General features: G+C 69.7%; 20 protein-coding genes. 3 read left to right on the forward strand and 17 right to left on the reverse strand.

Annotated features, from left to right (window positions below; all coding sequences use genetic code 11):
• Nucleotides 1-123: 123 nt before the first annotated feature.
• Genes J7462_RS33735 through J7462_RS23210 form a run of 3 tightly spaced genes read right to left on the reverse strand, consistent with a single transcriptional unit; the run spans nucleotide 124 to nucleotide 4,223 of the window.
• Complete coding sequence (locus J7462_RS33735; protein ID WP_374197587.1) at nucleotides 124-501, reverse strand: hypothetical protein; 378 nt, start codon at nucleotides 499-501, stop codon at nucleotides 124-126.
• A 45-nt stretch (nucleotides 502-546) separates the two neighbouring features.
• Nucleotides 547-1,449 (reverse strand): DUF2637 domain-containing protein, encoded by a 903-nt coding sequence (locus tag J7462_RS23205; RefSeq protein ID WP_219466516.1) that lies wholly within the window; start codon nucleotides 1,447-1,449, stop codon nucleotides 547-549.
• Nucleotides 1,446-4,223, reverse strand: coding sequence for a BTAD domain-containing putative transcriptional regulator (locus J7462_RS23210; protein WP_219466532.1), 2,778 nt, complete (start codon nucleotides 4,221-4,223; stop codon nucleotides 1,446-1,448). Before J7462_RS23210 ends, J7462_RS23205 begins: the two co-directional genes overlap by 4 nt.
• 270 nt (nucleotides 4,224-4,493) lie before the next feature.
• Here J7462_RS23210 and J7462_RS23215 point away from each other — a divergent pair, with 270 nt between their 5' ends.
• Nucleotides 4,494-5,120, forward strand: a complete 627-nt coding sequence (locus tag J7462_RS23215; protein ID WP_219466535.1) for a hypothetical protein — start codon at nucleotides 4,494-4,496, stop codon at nucleotides 5,118-5,120.
• 226 nt (nucleotides 5,121-5,346) lie between these two features.
• On the opposite strand, the gene J7462_RS23220 is transcribed toward J7462_RS23215, so the two are convergent.
• From J7462_RS23220 to J7462_RS23230, 3 genes are all read right to left on the reverse strand, one after another.
• Complete coding sequence (locus J7462_RS23220; protein ID WP_255599276.1) at nucleotides 5,347-7,401, reverse strand: hypothetical protein; 2,055 nt, start codon at nucleotides 7,399-7,401, stop codon at nucleotides 5,347-5,349.
• 1 nt (nucleotide 7,402) lies between these two features.
• The gene (locus J7462_RS23225) at nucleotides 7,403-9,220 is read right to left on the reverse strand and encodes an Hsp70 family protein (RefSeq protein ID WP_374197588.1); all 1,818 of its coding nucleotides are present in this window, start codon (nucleotides 9,218-9,220) and stop codon (nucleotides 7,403-7,405) included.
• A 302-nt stretch (nucleotides 9,221-9,522) separates the two neighbouring features.
• On the reverse strand, nucleotides 9,523-9,957 hold the full coding sequence (locus J7462_RS23230) for an excalibur calcium-binding domain-containing protein (protein WP_308291003.1): 435 nt from the start codon (nucleotides 9,955-9,957) through the stop codon (nucleotides 9,523-9,525).
• Nucleotides 9,958-10,257: 300 nt separating this feature from the next.
• On the opposite strand from J7462_RS23230, the gene fxsT reads away from it, so the two are divergent.
• Complete coding sequence (fxsT, locus tag J7462_RS23235) at nucleotides 10,258-12,708, forward strand: FxSxx-COOH system tetratricopeptide repeat protein (RefSeq protein WP_219466543.1); 2,451 nt, start codon at nucleotides 10,258-10,260, stop codon at nucleotides 12,706-12,708.
• A 66-nt stretch (nucleotides 12,709-12,774) separates the two neighbouring features.
• Here the strand turns inward: fxsT and J7462_RS23240 are convergent, their stop codons facing one another.
• The 9 genes from J7462_RS23240 to J7462_RS23280 form a co-directional block, all read right to left on the reverse strand.
• Nucleotides 12,775-12,951, reverse strand: coding sequence for a hypothetical protein (locus tag J7462_RS23240; protein WP_219466546.1), 177 nt, complete (start codon nucleotides 12,949-12,951; stop codon nucleotides 12,775-12,777).
• Between the two features lie 85 nt (nucleotides 12,952-13,036).
• Nucleotides 13,037-13,948 carry a trypsin-like serine protease gene (locus J7462_RS23245; RefSeq protein WP_219466550.1) on the reverse strand — a complete coding sequence of 304 codons (912 nt, stop codon included), beginning with the start codon at nucleotides 13,946-13,948 and terminating at the stop codon, nucleotides 13,037-13,039.
• Nucleotides 13,949-14,072: 124 nt separating this feature from the next.
• Nucleotides 14,073-14,846, reverse strand: a complete 774-nt coding sequence (locus tag J7462_RS23250; RefSeq protein WP_219466552.1) for a hypothetical protein — start codon at nucleotides 14,844-14,846, stop codon at nucleotides 14,073-14,075.
• Between the two features lie 128 nt (nucleotides 14,847-14,974).
• Nucleotides 14,975-15,628 (reverse strand): GNAT family N-acetyltransferase, encoded by a 654-nt coding sequence (locus J7462_RS23255; RefSeq protein WP_219466555.1) that lies wholly within the window; start codon nucleotides 15,626-15,628, stop codon nucleotides 14,975-14,977.
• 5 nt (nucleotides 15,629-15,633) lie between these two features.
• A complete protein-coding gene (locus tag J7462_RS23260) occupies nucleotides 15,634-16,296 on the reverse strand; it encodes a GNAT family N-acetyltransferase (protein ID WP_219466560.1) in 663 nt (220 codons plus the stop codon).
• A gap of 17 nt (nucleotides 16,297-16,313) precedes the next feature.
• Nucleotides 16,314-17,807: an APC family permease gene (locus tag J7462_RS23265; RefSeq protein WP_219466562.1), complete on the reverse strand. Its 1,494-nt coding sequence runs from the start codon at nucleotides 17,805-17,807 to the stop codon at nucleotides 16,314-16,316.
• Nucleotides 17,808-17,850: 43 nt separating this feature from the next.
• Nucleotides 17,851-18,717, reverse strand: coding sequence for a CPBP family intramembrane glutamic endopeptidase (locus J7462_RS23270; RefSeq protein ID WP_219466564.1), 867 nt, complete (start codon nucleotides 18,715-18,717; stop codon nucleotides 17,851-17,853).
• Between the two features lie 159 nt (nucleotides 18,718-18,876).
• A complete protein-coding gene (locus J7462_RS23275; RefSeq protein ID WP_219466565.1) occupies nucleotides 18,877-19,119 on the reverse strand; it encodes a hypothetical protein in 243 nt (80 codons plus the stop codon).
• Nucleotides 19,120-19,183: 64 nt separating this feature from the next.
• A complete protein-coding gene (locus J7462_RS23280; protein ID WP_219466568.1) occupies nucleotides 19,184-19,918 on the reverse strand; it encodes a GPP34 family phosphoprotein in 735 nt (244 codons plus the stop codon).
• Between the two features lie 47 nt (nucleotides 19,919-19,965).
• On the opposite strand from J7462_RS23280, the gene J7462_RS32540 reads away from it, so the two are divergent.
• Nucleotides 19,966-20,100 carry a hypothetical protein gene (locus J7462_RS32540; RefSeq protein ID WP_255597864.1) on the forward strand — a complete coding sequence of 45 codons (135 nt, stop codon included), beginning with the start codon at nucleotides 19,966-19,968 and terminating at the stop codon, nucleotides 20,098-20,100.
• A 41-nt stretch (nucleotides 20,101-20,141) separates the two neighbouring features.
• On the opposite strand, the gene J7462_RS23285 is transcribed toward J7462_RS32540, so the two are convergent.
• Together J7462_RS23285 and J7462_RS23290 are read right to left on the reverse strand one after the other, a co-directional pair.
• Nucleotides 20,142-20,420 (reverse strand): hypothetical protein, encoded by a 279-nt coding sequence (locus J7462_RS23285; protein ID WP_219466571.1) that lies wholly within the window; start codon nucleotides 20,418-20,420, stop codon nucleotides 20,142-20,144.
• Nucleotides 20,417-20,659, reverse strand: coding sequence for a hypothetical protein (locus tag J7462_RS23290; protein ID WP_219466574.1), 243 nt, complete (start codon nucleotides 20,657-20,659; stop codon nucleotides 20,417-20,419). The genes J7462_RS23285 and J7462_RS23290 overlap by 4 nt, the downstream gene beginning before the upstream one ends.
• Nucleotides 20,660-20,711 lie beyond the last annotated feature (52 nt).

A 20,711-nucleotide genomic window follows, 5' to 3' on the forward strand; every position in this document is an offset into this window, starting at 1 on the left:
GGCAGCCGTGCCTATCCACGCCGACCTCGACGGCGCGATCAAGACCACCCCCGGCGCCATGCCAGGGTCACGACTGACGGCTCCGTTCGAGGGTGGACCGCCGCCGCTCGCGGTTGCTGCGTGTCACTGCGGGGCGCTGCCTTGAATGGCCGCGTCGGCGGTGTCGGCGGCGCGGAGCAGGGCGGCGGCGAGAGCGCGAGCGTGCTCCGGTGTCAGACTCAGGTGCAGGTCATCTTCGGTGGGGCCGCTGATCTCGACGTAGGGGCGTTCGAGATCGGCGGGATCGCTGCCGATCCAGTCCGGGGCTTTGTCCCAGTACGCGACCCGCACCTGTGTCTCGACCAGGAGCACGCGTCGTCGTGGGCGTGAACGGTGTCGGCCGCGCCTCGGTGCGGGTGAGAAGGGATCGGCGTCGTCGTGGCGGCAGTCGATGCACCAGGGCGGGCAGTGCTGTGGGCGGGGCGGGCGGCGCTGGCCGCTCGGGCAGGCTCGGCCACGTATGGTCGCCTCGCGTGTCTGATCCTGCGGTGAGCTGACGTCGGCACGCTATACCGATGCCGTGGTTCGGGTGACGTTGACCGGTGGTGTCTCCTGGCGCAGCGTGGCGAGTAGTTGTGAGACGGCGCTGTTGCGGATGGAGTGGCCGTTCTGGCGTAGCCGTCGGGCGAGGGCATCCCGGCTGACGGTGTGGCCTTCGCGGGTCAGTTCGTCTCGGGCCGCGCGGGCGGCGGGCAGGAGCGGCACCAGGTCCGGGGCGAGGTCGACGTCGGTCTCGTCGGATGGGTCGTCATCGTCAGGTTCCGCATCAAGGTCAGCACCAGTCTCGCTGCCGTCCGCTTCCTGATCGTCGTCCCGGTGGCCGGCAGCGTCAGGAGTCCCGCCCTGGGCCGACTCGTCGGCATCGGCATCGCGGGAAGGAGGTCCGGACAGTGGACTCCGACCGGTTGGCCCGGTGCCGCTGATCCCCGGCGCGGTCTCGACGGGTGTCGACTCGACGGGCTGACCGGGAGATGGTGCCGGTGGAGTCTCCGCCGTTACGGCGCGTGGTTCGCGGTCGGCTTCGCGGCGGCGGGCGGCGAGTTCCACGAGCGATACCGACGCGACGATGATCAGCCCGTCCACCGAGAGCGGTAAGAGGTAGGGGACGGTGCCGGTTTCGCCGTACCGTGCGACGACTCCGACCATGTGGTGGTAGCTGATCCAGGCGGCGATGGCGGCGATGGTCGAGGCGGCGGCGATCCGGATGATGCCGAGCGCACGACGGTAGACGGATATGCGGGTGACCAGCTCGACGGTGATCAGGAGGGCCAGGGGTGGCCATGCCGCGATGGTCTGGGAGATCGGGTTTGGCTGGGCGTGCAGGATGTTCGCGGTGACCGAGGCGGCCACGCCGAGGACCAGTGTGGCCCGCACTGCCCACTGCATCCGTTGGAGCTGGCGGTGGTTCACGGCTGTCCTCCATCGGCAGGGGCGACGGGTCGGAGCTGGCGCTCGGCGACGCGGCGGGTGGCCTGGGACGGTTCGGCGTCGCCGAGGTCCGCGAGACGTTCCTCCAACCGGCGCAGGGTGCGCCGGACGGCATCGGGGCGCTGCTGTCGGCCGTGGATGCGCATGATCCGCTGGTACAGCTCCTCGTTGACGGGGTCGAGTTCGGCGGCGCGTTCGAGGGCGGCAACGGCCTGGTCGGGGTGGTCGGGTTCGAGGATCTCGGCGATGCGGGCGTATGCGGTGAGGATCTGGTGGCGGTAGCTGGTGGCGTAGTCGGTGGCCCAGGTGTGGTCGTGGCCCTCGGCGAAGTCACCCGCGTACAGCTGCGTGGCCCGGCGTAGCGCGGTGAGCATCGTTGTCTCGTCGTCGTCGTCGGTGGTGGTGGCCTGGTCGATGGCGGTGAGCATCTGCCAGAGGTCCACGGTGACGGTCTGCGGGTCGAGCTGGTATCGGCCGGTGGCGGGGTCGTAGACGATGAACATGGGCTCGTCGTGGCCGGTGGCGGCGCGTAGCACCCGCCGGGCGGAGGTGATGTCGGTGCGGACGCGTTTGACGGCGGCGGCCGGGTCGGCGTTGGGGTGTAGGTCGGCGGCGAGTTGGTCGAGGGTGCGGCCGGCGGGGTGGGCGGCGAGGACGGCGAGCGCGGTGTAGGAGCCGCTGCGCATTCCGGTGGCGATCGGACCGGCGTCGGTGGCGACGGTGACCGGGCCGAGCACCCGGAGGTGGACCAGGGCCGCCGCGTCGTCGGCCTGGAGCGGTACGGCCTCGTTCGGCTCGACGGTCACCGCGGCCGGCGAGATCTCGGCGGGCGGGTCGTCAACGTCGATACCGGCCTCGGGACGGGCTATCGCGTCGGTGAGCATGGAAAGGATGGCGGCGAGGTCATCCGCGCGGAGGGCGGACAGCCGGGTCACCGAATACGGTGCACTGCTGGTGGCGGTGCCCTCGACGCTGATCTCGATGGTGGGGATGCCGTCGTGCGGGCCGAGGATGACAGGGTGCAGGTTCAGGGCGGCGCGGTGGGTGGCGACGGCTTGGAGTCGGGCGGCGTGCCGGGGGTTGGAGTCGATGAGCAGCACGTACGGCGGCTGGGTCTCGGCGTGGTCGGTGCGGGCGTTGAGGTCGGTGATTGTCTCGGCGTCGAAGGTGTCCAGCAGTCGGCGCCGGCCGATCATCTCTTCCTCGGCGTGGGTGATCGCGGCAGCGGTGTCGGCGAGCACGATGAGGCGTTCTCCGTCGTAGGCGGTGCCGTCGGGGTCCAGCCCGACCGCCGGGGCGTTCTCGGGCAGGAGCCGGGCGAGTAGGTCGGCGGTGGTGACCACGACCGGGCGGGCGGTGGCTGTCTCGACCGCGCCGCTGGTCAGGACGGACGCGAGGACGGCGCGGGCTGCTGGTACGGCTCCGTCGCCGTGCAGGGCGACGCCGGGACCGGGCAGGTAGAACAGGCTGATCTCGGTACCGTCCGAGTCGACGCCGATCGGTGCCGCAAGGGTGAGGCTGGCGGGCCGGTGGTCGCTGCTGGGGCCGAGGTGGCGGCTGCCGATGATGTCGACGGGGGCCAGAGACGGCGGCATCGGGGAGCGTTGCGGCGTGGTGCTCACCGATGCGGGGAAGGTCAGCCGGGCGCGGCGGCGTCGTTGCAGGCGTAGCAGAGCGGCCACGGCGGCGATGGCGGCGGCCAGGCCGAGGCTGATCCAGCCTCGCGCCGGCAGCACGGTCTCCGTTTCGTCGTACGGCTGCGCGTGGGGTTGCGCTGGGGGTGTGGTGGGTGCTGTGTCGGCTGGTGTGCTCGGCGCAGCGGTGTGCGGTGCCGACCGGTGCGGGCTAGCTGATGTGTGAGGGGTGAGCGGTGTAGAGGGACTCGTCTCCGCTTTGGGTATGGCGTGGCCGGAGTTGCCGGCGGCGGGTGGCTTGGGGTGGGGTAGGGCGGGTGTTGGTGTGGCCTGGTGGGCGGGAAGTGTGAGTTTCCATCCGACGTGGATCGTGTTGGGGTTGGTGAGCGCGTAGCCGTTGGTCTGGCGGTGTCCCCGGTTGAGGGCGTAGATCTCCCGCCACCGGGTCGCGTCACCGAGATGCTCGGCAGCTAAGTTCCACAGGTTGTCTCCGGCAGCGACCCGGACCTTCTCGCGTGGGGCGTGGGGTGGGGGATGCGCGCCGGTGCGGTTGAGGACCGGCGGGGAAGCGTGACCTGCGGACTCTGTCGTCTTACCGGGACTCGTCGGTGTTGGTGGGGCGGTGGTCGCTGTTGCCGAGATGGCGGTGAGTCCCTGGGGGGAAGGTGAAGGGACGCCTGGCGGAGGAAGAACGGGGGCATCGTGAATCGGGGCGGCTCTGTCGGCTGGTGGTGGATCGGTATCGGCTGCGGTGTGGTCGTGCGCGGCGGCGGGAAGGGCGGCAGCGGTCGTGACGGCGGTAGTGCCCAGCAGGGCTGCCGCGAGTGCTTGCAGAGGGCCGGGCAGGTGCAGGGTGAGGTGCCACCGTAGGCGAGCGGTGAGGTACCGGTGTGCGTGATCGGTGACGGCGGCCACGAGCAGTACCCACAGTGCTCCGGCTCCGGCGTATCCCAGCATCGCTATGAAGCCGGCGGTCAATGGCTGGTGCACCCACGCCCGAAGCTGGTCCGTGGATAGCTCGGGGACGGTGAGCCAGCCGATCTGGTAGAGCAGCGCTGGCAATGCCAACGCGAGGACTGCGGTGATGACGTGTACGGCTGCTGCCGAGGCCCGTTTCGCCATGGCCTGTCTCCCTCCGGCGTTGCCGCGGTTGGTGAGACAGACCGTAAGAGCGCGATGGGCGACGACGGCGGGTTGTGGACCTTACAGCACCTCACACTTCCTTACACGACCTCACAACCGCAGGTCACAGCGCTACCGGAGTAGGTGCTCAAGTGGTGCGGGCGTGGAGAAGCGGTGACGTCGAAGCCATGGGGGCGCGCACCTCGGTCGATCTTGCCGGTCCCAGGTGCCGGATGTTGACGGTTGCCGAGACATGCCAACATGTCTCAAGTGAAGCGTAGGGTGGCTCTGTTCTCTTTCGTGTCGGTCGTGGTGGTGGGCGCAGTTGTCGTGATCTGGCTCCGACATTCAAGGCCGAAGCTTGTGACGGAAGAGGATATCGGCATCGCGGCGGCTGCCGTCGCACTGATTACTGCATTCCTCACGTATCAGGCTGCATCAGAATCCCGGACGGCGGCAACCGAGTCGCGTCGAGCGCTGCAGCTGCATTTCCGACCCGGCAACTGCTGGCTCGGCTTCAGTGTTCGAGATCCGGGTGACCCGCAATCTCAGCTTCTATCAACACCTGTGTCCGATCCAGCCCCGCTGTGGGCGAAGATGATCTTCCATGGCGACCTGCAAGACGACTACGAGGTGGTGTGGATCGACGACAGTGGAGTCGCTCGCAGTCCGCGTCATGTGCGGCCTGAAATCTCGGGGCAGGAGATCGCTGTCAAGCTTGAGGGGATTCAGGCGTCGGAGGCGACGGAGGGACCTCGTCAGCCGATAGCTGCTATCCATAGCCTCAAAATTTACTGTAAGGACAGTCATTCAGGTGCGCGATGGTGCGCGTCTTTCTCGTCGCCGCGTCAACCACTGGGTTCCTATCGTTTGCGCTTCGAGTTGGTCGAGAAATAGTCTTCCATTCAGCCTTACTCCTTGAGTTCCAGCGATGGAAAACCATTCGGGAGGCTTTATGCCGGTGGCTGGTTGGAAGCCAACCAGAGATGGCCACAGACGCAGATACCGAGCCGATGGGAGGACGAAGACGGCGCGATTGTGGCGGTGCGCCATGACTACGGCGACCGCACGGATTCAGGCAGGAATTGGCCACGCCCGGGAGCCTCATTGACCGAGGAGTCGACTACTGGCGGATGATGCCGGTAGAGATGAGGTGGGAGGGCCGGTTATCAACGTCAGCGCGTCTGAGGCTCTGCCGGTGGCGAAGCTGTAGCTCGGCAGCCGCTTCGGGGCGGCCGAGGGCGGTGAGGGCACGGCTGGCGAGCCGGTGAAGTTCGGCGTTGTACGGGTCGATATGGATGCCGTCCTGCAGCAACTGTAGTGAGCGGTGTGGGTCAGGTTCCTTGGCGGCGAGGGTGGTGCACAGGTCGATGATTCGGCGGCGGGTTGCTTCGCGGTGGGGGTCGAGCCAGGGCCAGGTGCGGGTGGTGGCGAGGTCGGCGGGGTAGGCGTCGAGGACGGTCTGCCAGGCGGCGGTGGTGGTGTGGGTGAGGGTGGTGGCGGCGTGGTGGAGGGTGGCGTGAAGTTGCCACAGGTCGACGTCGATGTGTGCGGGGTTGAGGTGGTAGCGGTCGTCGGTGTGATCGATGACGGATGGGTGGCTTGCGGTTCGGATGGTGCTGCGGAGGTCACTGAGGGCGGTGTAGAGGCGGCCGGTGAGGGAGTGGCGGGGCAGTCCTGGCCAGATGGCGTCGGTGAGTTGTGCGGTGTCGGCCCCGTTGGGGTGGATGGCGAGGTAGACGAGGAGTTGGAGGCTGGCGCTGCGGCGGATGGTCAGGGGTTCGCCGTCGATGAGCAGTTGCGGGTCGCCCAGGACGTGCAGATGAAGCCGCTGCCGGGGTGTGGTGGACGGGTGTGGAGGTTCGTGCCGGGCAACCTGTCGTGGCAGTGGCAGCTCTGGTGGTCCCGCGTAGGGGAGCGGTGGGCGTCCGCTGTCGGGGTGGGGTAGTGCCGGGTCGGGACTGGCGATTACGGTGAGTAGGTCAGTGGTTGCCGTCTGGTCCAGGATGCACAGCCGTGGGCTCGGCATGTCGGGGTGGTGTGGGTCGCGCAGGTGGCCGGTGGAGTCGGCGTGCCAGTTTGGCCCGCCCGGCCGTTCTCCCAGAACGACGACGAGAGCAGCGGTAGCGGTACCTGTTTCGGCGAGTTGTTTCAACTGTTGCTCGTTGCCGTCGTTGTCGTTCAGCAGCACGATCTTCCGATGGCCATGTTCACTCGGCGTCTCACCCTGACGCTGACCAGGGATGGCTTTACCAGCGACGGAGCTGGCGGGTTGGAGTAGCTGTGCTGCGTCGTCAGCGGTGTCGACGATCGTGAGCGGCAGGCGTCGCCCAAGTGTCTCTGCGGCCGGTCCGAGAAGGATGGCCAGGGTTGCCTGGGTGACGATCAACGACGTAGAGCTGTGGCGTTGTCCGGCCAGGATGGCGGTGACCAGCAGTCCTCGCCCGACGGGTAGCGCGCCCGGTCCGGTGAGGCCCACGCCTCCGGCCGGTAGGGCTTCGAGGGGGGCTGCGCTTTCGTCTGACGGCGGCGTGGAGGGGGTGTCGGCGAGGGCGGCTTGGACGGCGGTGACGGTGGGCGGGAGTGGGGTGAGGTCGGTGTCGTCGGGGTGGGTGGGGTGGGGTTGGTAGTCGCGGCGGCGGCGTAGCCAGACCAGTGCTGCGGCTGCGGTGACCTGTTCGGCGACGTCCCGGGGCAGCCAGCCACCGGCAACTGTGACCCCGCCTTCGCGTACGGCCTGGTCGCGATGGTCGTCCGGGGCGGTCTCGTCGTGGAGTGCGGCGGTGCCTGTTGCTGCGGGCTGTGCGGGTTGGGGTGGGGCGTCGGTGATGGTGTTGGTGGTGACGCCGAAGACGGCTGCGCCGGCCATTCCACTGGCCGTCGCCTGTAGAGGCGTAGGAAGGGGCATCCGCCGTAGCCATGCCGTGGTGGCGCGGAGGCGGATGATGATCCGGACGGCGACGGTGTAGGCGACGAGCAGCCAGATCAGCCACGCGCCGATGGCGAGTCCGGCGGTCAGGGTCTCCTCGGTCAACGGCTGCTGCAACCAGGCCCGCAACTGCTCCGAGGTGGGCCAGCCGCGAAGGGGCGGGCCGATCACGGTCAGGAGCACCGCCGGTGGTCCGACGAGGAACGCCAGGACGAACAGCAGCGACATCAGTTGCCGTGGCCAGCGCATGTCACCCGCCTCGACCCGGTGGGCTGAGGGCGGTGGGGCTGGTGGTGGGGTGGATGAGGCGGGTCCATACGCGTGCTGCCCACCAGACGGTGATGGCTATGGCGTAGCTGACGCCGAGGATGCCGGTGGATTGTCCGGTGACGATCGCGGCGCTGATCACCGCTACCGGGGCGGCGAGCACGATGCGGAACATCAGGGGGGTCACGAGCGCCATGACAATGCCGATGCCGAGCAGAAGTCCGCCCACGCGGGCGGTGAGGTCGAGCCACACGACCAGGTGGGGCCATCGGTCGGCAGTGCGTGCGTACTGGATGAGTCCCATGCCCACGGCGGCGGTGACGACCGAGCCGGTGGGTGTCGCCAGGAGCGCGGACCAGCCGCCGGAGGGTGTACGCCATTGTCGGGCGGCGATCATCGCCATGACCACGGCGAGGACGGCGGTGGGGGCGATCGGCCAGAGCGCCCAGGTGAGGAACCCGCGCAGGGGTAGGCCGAAGTATTGGCTGATGACGACGGCGTAGAGGGCGGCGATGGCGACGCCGAGGGAGACCCCGGCGAGGATGCCGATGCTGACCTTCCCGCCTTCGGTGCGTAGTTCGGGGGTGGGGCTGCGGGCGGCGATCAACGATCCGAGGATGGTGCCCGCTGCAATGCAGGCCACCAGGGCGAACACCGCCGCCATGGTCAACTCGCCTAGGTTGAACAGGACGTAGTAGTACGCGCTGAGGGTGTTGTTGCGTTCGGCGGTCAGCAGTGCCTGCCACAGCAGCGCCAGGGAGGCGAGGCCAGGCACCGCGATAGCGACGGCCCGTCGGATCGGCGGCACCGGCACCTCCACCGCACTCACCCCCGCTGCGGGAGCGCCCACCTCGGCGGCGCCCCGCGCCGCGACGAGTTGAGGCTCCGCCACCAGCACCGGAGTGATCCCCGTGTGCTCGGCGATGGCGGTGTCCAGGCGCGGGAGGTGAGCGCTACCGCCGACGCAGTAGATTCCTGCGAGGTCGCTGGGGGTCAGTTCGGCGGCGGCGATGCACTGCTGGGTCAACTCCGCGACCCGTCGTACGACCGGGTGGGCGGCGGCGTCGAGCATGGCGCGGTCCGCGATAACCGGGTGGTGGCCGGCGACCGGCACCGTGACCGCCGGGTGCGAAGCGAGGGTTTCCTTCGCGACCCGGACGCTTTCCGCTATCACCCACTGGCCCATACCGCCGGCAGGTACTTCCCGGCCGTTGAGTACAGCAGCAGTCAACGCCAGGTCGACGGCAGTACCACCGGCTGCAGGGTCGGCGAGGGTGGCGAGGACCTCGAACCCTGCCGGGCCTCGGCGCAGCACCGTCACCTCGACACCCGCGCCGACATCACACACGACAACGAACGATCCGACCGTCAGCCGTACACCGGTGGCCACCAGATGCTCCGCGACGGCCACCGGAGCCTCCACCAGGCGCGGCTGCCCGAGACCTGCCCGGTGCGCGACCTGCCGCATCCAGGTACGCCGACGTGGCCCCCACCTGGCCGGCACCACCAACCGCACGTCCCGCACCGGCTCACCAACAACACCCTCGGCCTCCGCAGCAGCCCGCCGCAACGGCGCCGCCGCCAACTCCACCGCCTCCGCCTCAGCGCCGTCGACGACCAACTCGCCATCACCGGCACGGCGGGGATTCGGTACGAACCGGTGCGGCTGCGCCTCGGCGGCCTGCCACGCCCGCCGCCCCGTCCACACCTGCCCACCCTCGGCCAAGAACAAGCCACTGGGCAGGTACGGCAGACCGTCGAACGGCAACACCGACGCCCCACCATCAGCCCACGCCAACACGGCCACGGTGCTCGCGCTACCACAGTCGATCGACAGCCGTGCTCCCCCCGCCCCCACGCAGGTAGTCAAACATGAATGCCCATTCAAGTCACCTCCTGATCACGCACGAGAATCAAGGCTGGTCCGGCTTGTGTAACCCCTCCGCCTGAGTCGGAAGGGGAGAGCGGGCGGTGCCGGCAGGCGCGGGTGGAGGTGACGACGGTGGCCCAGTTCGCTCATTGGGTCTGAAGGCGGAGGGACTGCGTTGCGGTCGCTGACGGGTTCTGAGTTGGCGAACACCAGGCTGTGCAACCGGCCTGGGACTATTCGCAGCCGATCCCGTCGCCGTCCCGGTCCAGTTTTCGCGAGTACCCGGGGACGCCGCGTCGGATCGGGGCTGCACCTGCCGCGCGTACCGCCGTGCAGTTGGCGTAGTACACGTTGCCGTTGGTGTCGTTGTAGCCGCCCAGGTCGCCGTTGCCGCCGCCCGGTTCGCAGGCTTCCCCATCGCCGTCCCGGTCGAGCTCGGGTCGGTAGCCGGGCTCGCCCTCGAACAACGGAGCGTCGTCGGCCGCTCTGACCGCGTCGCAGTTCTTGTAGTAGGGGGCAGGCTTCGGCTTGCTGGTCTTCTTCGGGCTGGGGCTGGGGCTGGGGCTGGGGCTCGGGGTTGGCGTGTCGTCGGGGGTGGGGCTGCCGGTGGCGAGCACCCAGCCGAGCTTCCGCGCCTCCACCGTCGCGGACACGGTCGGCGCTGACACCGGCTTCGTCTGGACCCCTTCCAACCGACAAGCTCCATCAAAGCAGGGGAGGTCAGTGTGACCGGTTGTTCGGTCGGAGTTTGATGGCGCGTGGGCGAGTGGTCACGGCGCACGTCGACTGTCCATGATGGCGGGGTGACTGGGGTTTTCGGTCGGCGATCACAGCGTTCCCTGCGGGTCCTCCTGCTTGGTGCCGCCATGGGGGGTGTGGTCTGGGGGTTTTCGTCGGAATGGGGCCCGCTGGAGCTGGGGTGGGGCGGTGCTGAGCAAGCGAGTTGGATCGCCGGGATCGTCGGAACCGTGGCGACAGTGGTCGGCATGGCGATGGCGATGCGGTCATCAGGTGCGGGACTGCGGCGGCCCTCGGTTGCCGGCCGGGTGCAGGTGGGCCGGATTCCACCGGCAGCAGCGTCATGGCAGAACCGCCGGGAAAGGCTTGCCCTGTTCCAGTCCGCGAAGGCGGGCCGGAAGGCGGTACTCACGCAGGTGCTGTCCGGCATGGGTGGGGTTGGTAAGACACAGCTAGCAGGGTGGTTCGCTCGCAAGATTCGCGACGAGTTGCAAGTGCTCGTGTGGGTCACTGCGGCAGGCCGGGACCCGATCGTTGCCAGCTACGCCGAGGCCGCCACGGCACTCGGTCTGGTCGACCGGGACCACGATCCGCAGCGGGCGGCGGATCAGTTCCTGACCTGGCTAGAGGACACCGACCAGCGGTGGTTGGTTGTGCTTGACAACCTTGACAACCTCGCCGACGCCAAGAACCTGTGGCCGCCGGCCAATCGCGCCGGCCGCACCGTGGTCACCACTCGCCGCCGCGACGCCAGTCTGAACACCGGTAGTCGTACGCTGATCGAGGTGGGCCTTTTCACGCAAGCCGAGGCGATCGACTACCTCACTCGTGCCATCGGCGACGAGCAGCGGATGGCCGAGGTCACCGAGCTGGTCGAGGACCTCGGGCGACTGCCCCTGGCCCTGGCACAGGCCGCTGCCTTCATTCGGGAACGAGAGCTGGACTGTGCCGCATACCGTCGCCGGCTGGCCGACCAGCGCAAGTATCTACCTGATCTACTTCCGGATGAAGGTGAGTTGCCCGACGAGCACCGGACCACCGTGGCAGCCACATGGTCGCTGTCCATCACAGCTGCCGACACCGTCAGACCGCAAGGGCTGGCCAGGCTGGTACTGGAACTGGCCGCGCTATTAGACCCCAACGGCATCCCCACCATCCTGTTTGCCACCGAGGCCGTGCGCAACCACCTGACTAGCCGCCGCGGCACCAACCAGCCGGTAGAAGAGGACGACGTCCGAGAGGCACTACGGAATCTTCACCGGTTCCACCTCGCCACCCTCGACGGTGACACCCTCCGCGTGCACGCCCTAGTGCAACGCGCAGTACGCGAAACTACGCCCGAGAAGGACAGCGCCATGTCGGCGCTCACGGCCGGCGACGCGCTATTGGCCATCTGGCCCGCCATCGAATCTGATCAGCAGACGGCACAGACACTACGGGCCAACACCGCCAGCCTGCACACCGCCAGTCAACACCATTTGTGGGACAACGGGGGACACGCCGTGCTGATCCGGGCTGGGAACAGCCTGGGCGAGACGGGGCAAGTCAACGCCGCCGTCGCCTACTTCCACCAACTCCACACCACCGCTCTCACCCATCTCGGTTTCGACCACCCCTACACCCTCACTACCCGTCACAGCATCGCCTACTGGCGTGGCGAAGCCGGCGACCCGGCCGGCGCCGCCACCACCTTCGCGAGACTCCTCACCGACCGGCTGAGGATCCTTGGCCCCGACCATCCCCATACCCTCGGCACTCGTCACAACATCGCCCACTGGCGCGGCCGGGCCGGCGACCCAACCAGCGCCGCCACCGCCTACGAGGAACTCCTCGCCGATTATCTGCGGATCCTCGGCCCTGACCACCCTGACACCCTGTCCACTCGGAGCAACCTCGCCCGCTGGCGAGGGATGGCCGGGGATCCGGTCGGCGCTGTTGCCGCTTTGGCTGACCTACTTGCCGACCAGCTGCGAGTCGTCGGGCCCGACCATCCCGATACCCTTACTACCCGTTACAGGCTCGCGTCCTGGCGGGGGGAGTCCGGGGATCCGGCTGCCGCTGTTGCTGCTTTGGCTGACCTACTTGCCGACCAGCTGCGAGTTCTCGGACCCGACCATCCCCATACCCTCACCACCCGCCACTACCTAGCCCGCTGGCAAGGGAAGGCCGGCGACCCAGCTGGTGCCGCCGCCGCCTTCGAGCAACTGTTAACTGGCTGTCTGCAGATCCTCGGCCCAGACCATCCCCACACCCTCACCACCCGCAACAACCTCGCCTGCTGGCGGGGGGAGTCCGGGGATCCGGCTGCCGCTGTTGCTGCTTTGGCTGACCTACTTGCCGACCAGCTGCGAGTTCTCGGACCCGACCATCCCCATACCCTCACCACCCGCCACGACCTTGCCCACTGGCAAGGGATGGCCGGGGATCCGGCTGCCGCTGTTGCTGCTTTGGCTGACCTACTTGCCGACCGACTGCGAGTTCTTGGACCCGACCATTCCCATACCCTTACTACCCGTTACAGGCTCGGCCACTGGCAAGGGATGGCCGGGGATCCGGCTGCCGCTGTTGCTGCTTTGGCTGACCTACTTGCCGACCAGCTGCGAGTTCTTGAACCCGGCCATCCCCATACTCTCGCCACCCGCCACGACCTCGCTTACTGGCGGAGGCGCATTACGACGTAGAGCTGCTGGTGCCTGGACTAGCACCGCCAACTTTCTAGGTGAAGGCATGACCACGTGGGCGTCCTGTCACGGATTATTCACGAACACGCACCCAACCAAGAACTCACCCGGCAGGTCGCCGAGCTGCGAGAGCAGCTTGCCGCTGTGCATGGCGCGCTGCGAGACACCTCCCGTCAGTCGGCTGCCGTGCAGCGACCTCGCTGAGATTTCGATCACGCTCAGTCGTCCGGCTTGCTCGGTCATGGCGTCCCGCGTCCTGGATTTGGAGGTTCGCTGCTGCCAGCCCGCCCCGGCGAGGGATTGCCGGGGCGGGCCGGGCCGTAGGCGTTTACGCCGTGCTGGTCCAGCGCAGCGATGGGGTGGTTGCCGAGGGGGTGTTGTCGGCGGGGGTGGTGCGTGGCGGGACCTTGCCGGTGGCGATCACTCGGTGGATCCAGCCCGCGTAGTAGGGCAGGGAGGTGTAGACGGTTGGGCCCGTTCCGCAGGTGGGTTCGGTCTCGCGGCTTGCGCCGCCGACGACGGCCCACGTGCGTGGGGTGAGCCGTTGGAGGGCGGGGCTGCCGCTGTCGCCGTAGCAGGCACCGTTGGTGCCGTTCACGTTCGCGATGCAGATCTCGCCGGCGGTGATGCCCGCTGCCGCGCATGCCGTCTTGCCCGTGACGGTGGTGTCCAGCTCTTGAAGGGTGACCGGGAGCGGTCCCTCGCCCGATGTCTTGGTCGATCCCCAGCCGAGGATGCGGGTGACCGCACCTCGTCCGGTGACGCGAGGGGCGATGGTGAAGGGCTTGAGGTTGACCCGGTTGTTCAGGCGGAGCACGGCCACGTCTGCGACCCGGTCGGTGCCGGTGCCCCAGTCCCATTCGGCGTGTGGGAGGACCCGTTCGATGCCGACGACCACGCCGCCGCTGGTCCGATCGGCTGAGCCGATCCGGACCTGCAACAGCGTTGGGTCGACGGTGCCGGAGTCGGGTTCGGTCACACAGTGTGCGTTGGTGACGACGTGACGGCGGTCGACGAGGGTCGCACCGCACAGATGCCCGAACACTCCGTTGCGGTTGTACTGCAACGTCGCCATGCCGGGGTAGTCCTCGGTGGCGTCGTGTCCACCGACGACGGACGGCGTGACGTCCGAGGGCGAGGGCTGCTGATCGAGCGGTGCTGCCGAGGCCGGCGCGGCGCTGGCCAGCAGGCCGAGCATGGCCGTGCCGGTGGCGATCGGCCGGTACAGGGTGATCTTCATGGGTTCCTTTCTCGTTCCCTCCGGCACCGTGCCGGAGGGATCGCCGCGACGAACGCGGCGAGACTGAGGGGTGCCGGGGCGCGCATCATCGCGAGGTGGTGTCGACGGCTTCCCGGTGCCGGGTTCAGCGCTGTGTTGTGGGTGACCCGTCGGCCGGTGCGCTGCGGCTGCGTTCGAGGTAGAGCCGGTAGTCGAACAGGCCGGGCCGGGGGCATGGCTTGCCTCGGGCGGGGCAGGCGTTGAAGGTTTCCTGGAAGGCGAGGAGTTCCCCGCTCGTCGGGTGGATGATCAGGCGTTTGGTGGATCCGTCGTGGTTGAGGCTCACGGCGATCCCGGTGCGGCCGGCGATGTCGGCGGTGGTGGTGTCGATCGTGATGCCGGGCAGGTCGGCCAGGATCAGCAGGATGGTTTGGCGCTGTCGGTGGCCGAGGTAGTGCTCGTTGTTCAGACTCACCACGCCGGTGATGACCGAGCCGGGGCCGTTCTCGGGCGGGGATATGGTGCCGAGTTGCTGTTGGAGGCCGGCGCGATCGCCGGGAATCGGCTCGGAGCCGGGGCGCGCGAGGCCGCCGCGTGCGTATGTCTCGTCGGACACCACGGGGGCTGCCGCGAGGGCGTCCCGGTCGCTGCCGTCCGGTAGCCGGGTGAGATTTCCCCGGTCGGGCAACCGGCGCTCGATGACCCGACCGGACCCGTCCGGCTGGCTCCAGCGACGGATGTCCCACCGGCTGACGACCGTCGTCGCTCGGGACCACGACTGAACGTGCAGGTAGGTGTGCGGGCCGGGCTCGGTGTCGGCTGCGACCGGTGTGATCGCGTCGGCCAGGAGGCGCAGCCGATCCTGCGCCGTCTGCGGCTCGTTCGTCGGTGTCGAAGAGGCAGACGGCTGCACGGCCACGTCGGCGGATGGCGTGGAAGTGCGGACGGGGGCGCAGGCGGTGGGCACGGTGACGGCGAGAACGAGAGCGAAGACCAGGGCGCGGGTGGGCCGCTGCCACCCGGCGGCGGTTCGGACCTTGGTCATGGTTAGCGCCTCCTGTCGCGGAGGTCGTCGGGAACGGTCAGTTCAGGTGATGCGGACCCGGTGCTCTCCGTGGTGGCGGCCGGGTTGCCGCTGCGGGTGAGAGGCCAGAGCCGGGGTCCGCTGGGCAGGTGTAGGGGCAGGCCGGCGCGGTAGCCGTGGCCGCTCAGGAAGTCCCGGGCCGCCTCCGTCGTCACCACGGTGTCGTAGGGGTCGCCGAGCTGGTCGACACGGTGGTGGTGCCGGTCGAGCAGGTGCCCGCCGATGCCCTGTCTCCGTCGGGTGGGGGTGACGTGGAGCCAGGACAGCCAGTGGTGCGGCGCGTCGGATCGGTAGCTGCCGACGAGTGCGTGCAGCTGCCGGAAGCGGGGCAGCGCGCGGCCGGCGAAGACGCCCAGGTGGTGTTCGGAGAGCACGGCGGTGTCGGGGACGGGGTGGCGGTGCCACACCGCGACTGCGGTCAGGTCGAGCGGGACGTCAACGTGGCCCCACTCGACGGCGTGGTCGACCTCCATGGCCAGCAGGCCGTGGAAGACCGTCTGCCGCTCGACGGGGTCGGGCACCAGCCATTCGGCGACGGGGTCGTCGGTGACGGCCTCGACGAGCAGGGCGGTGATCGTGGGCACGTCGCCGGGTTGCGCGGGTCGGATCTCGGCCACCGGGTTCACCGGGTCCGCCGTCGGGGCTGCGGGGCGGGCGGGAACGGTGACCGGCCGGTGGGGGTTTGCCGGCCGCGCCACATCCGCCAGATCGGCAGGCCGTCGGTGGGCAGGATCAGCGGTGGGCCGGCGGTGTAGCCGAGCCGGCGGTAGAGCTGCCGGTTGCGGGTGTTGCTGGCCTCCAGGTACGCCGGTAGGCCCAGCTGGTCGAGGTGCCGGTGGTGGTCGTGGAGCAGGGCCGCGCCGATGCCCCGGTTCTGCTGCTCCGGGTCTACCGCGAGGTACGCGAGGTAGTGGTGTGGCTCGTCGGGGTGGAAGGCGTCGAACATGGCCTCCATCAGGGTGAACTTCGGCGCGTAGGGGCCGGTGGTGTGTTCCAGCGCCTCCTGGCGTTCCCGGGTGTGGCCCTGGGGTGGGTCGATCCGGGGGTACCAGATCGCCACGGCGGACAGGTCGGCGGTGGTGTCGACGTGGCCGTGCGCCAGGCCGTGCTGGAACGCGTCTCTGAAGTAGCGGTAGAAGACCACGCGCCGGTCGGCGGGGTCGGGGATCAGCCAGTCGGCGACGGGTCCGTCGTGGAACGCCTCGGCGAGGACAGCGATCAGCGGTCCGGCGTCTGCGCTGGTCGCGCGACGCACGGCGACGGTGTTGGTGTTGGTGTTGGTCATGGTGGCTCCGGTGGGGGTCAGGCCGGTTGGCGAGCGGCGTCGGGGGTACGTGCGGGGAGGGGGTGGCTGTCCGCGCCGAGGCCGATGGCGGCGTAGACGGGCGGGTTCGTGGTGCGCAGGGTCAGCGCCCAGACCGCGCCGAGGAGCGCGGCGGCGGCGTAGGCCGCGGGGAAGAGCCAGCGCAGCGGGGAGTGCGGGTCGACGCCGAGCAGGGTGTCGAACTCGCGGATGGTGACGGCGAGGATCGCGCCCAGCGCCAGCGTGGCGGTCAGCGGCGCGACCGTGCCCCGCCACCGGCCCTCGTGGAGGCTGGTCCGGGTGAAATAGCCGACAACGGCGGCGGAGGTGACGGTCATCAGGATCAGGACGCCGAGCCCGCCGGTGACGGTGACCCAGAAGAACAGGTGCACGATCGGGTCGGCATCGGCCACCGCGTAGCCGACGCCGACGGCCAACGCGAGGCCGCTCTGGGCCATCGAGCCGACCTTCGGCGCACCGGTGCGCCGGCTGGTCCGGCCGAACGGGGCGGGGACGACCCGTTCCCGGCCGAGGGCGAACAGGTACCGGGCCACGGTGTGGTGGAAGCTGAGCAGCGCGGCGAACAGGCTGGTGATGAAGAGGACCCGGCCGATGGTCACGACGCTCGCGCCGAGGTGCGGGGAGACCAGGTGGAAGATGAGGTCCGTGCCGTCGGTGCGGGCGGCGTCGACGATCCGGTCGGGGCCGGTGGCGACCGACATCGCCCAGGCGGACAGGCCGTAGAGCAGGCCGGTGACCGCGACGGCGAGGTAGGTGGCGCGGGCGACGGTGCGGCGCGGGTCCTTCGTCTCCTCGGAGAACACGACGGTGCCCTCGAAGCCCACGAACCCGGTGATCGCGGTGACCAGCGCCGCGCCGATGCCGGCGGTGAGGACGTGCGTCGGGGCGAGGGTGTCGACGGTGACGGCCCCGGTGGCGGGGTGGGTGACCATGACGGCGTCGAAGACGACCACGACCGCGCACTCGGCGATCAGCATGACGGCCAGGACTGTGCCGTTGAGGTCGATGCGCAGCACCCCGAGGACCGCCACCGCCGCCCAGGCGGCCAGGGCGCACACCCACCAGGTGACGGCCCACCCGTACCGGTCGTGAAGGAACTGGGCGAGGACCGCGCCGAAGCCGCCGTACAGGCCGATCTGCATGGCGTTGTACGCCAGCAGGGCGACGGCTGCGGCGGCGACGCCGGCCGGGCGGCCGAGTCCCCGGGTGACGTAGGTGTAGAACGCTCCGGCGTTGACGATGTGTCGGGACATCGCCACGTAGCCGACCGCGAAGAGCGCGAGCACGGCGGCGACCACGAAGTACGCCACCGGGATGCCGGTGACACCGGTGACGGCGTACCCGGTGGTCGCGCCTCCGGCGACGACGGTCAGCGGCGCGGCGGCGGCGATCACGAAGAACACGACGGAGGGGATGCCGAGCCGACCGCGTGCCAGGGTCGCGGAGATGGTGTCGGGTCGGGAGTGGGACATGGGCTCTCTTCCATACGGATCGGGTGGGGGGATCGGGACGGGGTCAGGTGGTGGGGTGGGGCGGGAACAGGGCGGCGGGTGCGACGGCGGCCAGGACGCGGGTCACGGAGGCGTAGGCGAGGACGCCGATGGCCTGGGCGGCGGCGAGCTGCCAGGGCGCACCGGCCAGGTTCGCGCTCGGGTCGTTGTCGCTGACGGCGGCGGCGACGAGCAGGATGGTGCCGTTGGAGGCGAGGTGGAAGGCGATGCCGGCTTCGAGCCCGCCGGTGCGGACGGCGAGCCAGCCGAGCGCGACGCCGATCGTGAAGGTGGCCGCCAGCCCTGCCCCCGTGCCGGCACCGTGGAGCGCGGCGAACAGGGCGGCCTGGACGGTGATGCCCGGCCACGGCGAGCGGCAGAACCAGCCGACGCTCTGCATGAGGATGCCCCGGCTGAGGTACTCCTCGGTGCAGACCTGCCCGATCATGAGGGCCCCGACGACGGCGAGGGTGCCCAGGTACGGGCCGATGCCCACCCACGTCGACCCCGCATCCGACGGTGGTGCGGCGGCCGAGGCCGCGACCCCGACGACCCCGACGAGGAGGGACAGCGCGGCGATGGGCGCGGCGGCGGCCAGGCAGACGGCCAGCCACCGCCAGCGGAGGCGACCGGCGACGCTGCTGACCGTGCCGGCGGGCCGGCGCTCGACCCAGCGGACCGTCAGCAGGACCAGCGGCAACGCGGCGGCGATGCCGACGAACGACCACGCCAACGCGGTGTTCCCACCGAGTACCGGCAGCGGCGGCAGCGACCGGCCCACGGCGGCAGTGACCGCCATGGTGGTCACGACCAGGGCGAGCGCCACCGCGACGGCCAGCGGTGGACGCCACCACGCGGTGACCCACGGCCGGGCCATCCGGTGGTAGGCCATGGCGGAGGACCCCGCCACCGCAACGGTGCCGGGTGCGGGTGGACGGAGAACGGGAACGGGCATGGTGGGGCTCCCCCGGGGGCGATGAGGAACAGGCGATGAGGAACAGGCGATGAGGAACAGGTGACGGGATGGCGGGCAGGGCCGTTGGCCGGTGGGCTAGGTTCCGCCGCCGGTGAGGACCGTCGCGTCGATGAACAGCCCGAGCAGCGGCCGGAGCAGGCGAACCAGCGTGGCCGTGGAGTCCGCCACGAACGGCCTGGCGAGGAGGGCCACGCACGCGGCGAGGTCCCCGCCGACGGCGGCTGCTACCAGCACACCGACGATGACGCCCACCTGTCCCGGCGGCCAGCGGGCCCGACCGGTGGAGGCCCGAGGTGGGCGTGGTTTTCCGTTGGTCATGGAACGTCTCTTGAGATCGATGAGGTGCTGCCGCCACCGGCGGCAGACGATGGTTCGCGCACGCTCAGGAGGTGCGGTGGCTCAGCACGGCTGCGCCGACGGCGGCGCCGAGTTCGCCGAGCAGTTCCGGCCAGGGCGGCCAGAGCTGCCCGACCAGGCGCGCCAGGTAGTCACGGGCGAGCCAGGAGGCTCCGTCGAGCAGCGCCGTGTCCAGTTGGGTGCGCAGGACCAGGCCGGCGAGTAGGACGTCGTGCTCGAAGAGGTCGCGGCGGTTGCGGAGCTGTTGGGACAGGCGGGCCCAGGGCCAGGCAGCGGTGTTGATGTCCGTCGGTACGTAGACGGTGCGCCGTCGCCACCTCGGGCCGGTCGTCTGCTCCCGGAGCAGACCGGCCTGGGTCATACGCTGGGCGACCTGTTCCTCGGCGGTGGTGGCGAGGTACGACAGCCACTGCCGGACGGGGGTGTTCTGCGGCTCGGTGAGCATCCGGTCGAGGATCTTGTGTTGCAGCCAGTCCGCCGGGGTGGGGCCGTCGCGCCAGACGTGGACCGTGCCCTGGGAGAAGCTGATCCGGCCGGCGTAGTGCAACTCCATGAGCAGTCCGGCTGCCAGCCCGAGGGAGATCGCGGCGGGGAACAGGCGGGGCTGCCCGGTCTGATCGTGGTGGGCGAGGAAGTAGAAGTCGTTGGCGATCAGTGGCGGCTGACGGTGTGCGGTGGCGACCGCGCGGGCCGGCCGATGGGCGGGTGCGTGGTGGGCGGGCCGAGTGTGCTCGTCGCCGTCGGCGGGGGAAGTAGTCACCGCTGCTGGCCTTCCTGGGTCGGATCGTCGGAGGGGTCGAGGAGACCGTGACGTTGGAGGAGGCCACGGCCTATCGGGTGGTCGCGCAACTCCGCGACGGCCCACCGGTGCTGCGCGCACCCGTCGTCGCGGCACTCGAAGCAGGTGCGGCCGAGGTGGCCGAGGACCGTCCTGCGGGCTGAGTCGTACCGGGCGCCGGGGTGGTCGCTCTCGTGGGCGCCGGTCATCGTGCGGGGCCGTAACGACGCAGTGCGGTGATGCGGACTCGTAGTTCCAGGCAGGGCGGGTGCTGCTCCACGTGCGGGTACTCACACTGTGGACGGTGGCCAAGGACCCACATCCACTCGTCACTGAGATGGGCGAGGTCGGTGCGTAGCCGTACCAGGACGACATCGACGTGGACTCCGGGTGTGAGGCCGCGGCCGAAGGACCAGTCGTCGCCGTCAAGTTGCAGCAGGGTGCCGGGGTCGACCCGGGGCGGGGGATGGTTGCTGCCGGTCATGCGCGTGGCCACCAACGCCAGCGGCGTCGCTTCGGGCGGTTGGGAGCCTGCGTCGGGAGGCTGAGGCTGGCCCAGAAGCGGCGGTTGTCGCGTGCCACGTCCTGGGCCGTGGCCTCGTCGGTTCGGCTCCAACCGCCCCGGTGACCGTAGAGCGTGGCCGCGCCCTCCCGATCGATGCCGAACGGCTGGTACGGCTGCCCGTCCCGAGGAACGAACCACTTGATACGGGTCAATGCCATCACCTCCCTGGGTGTGAAACGGATAGCCGGGTCTTCCTGGCAGCCGGCCGTG

Source organism: Micromonospora sp. RL09-050-HVF-A (genome assembly GCF_019374995.1).
In the GTDB taxonomy this organism is placed as follows: Bacteria; Actinomycetota; Actinomycetes; order Mycobacteriales; family Micromonosporaceae; genus Micromonospora; species Micromonospora antibiotica.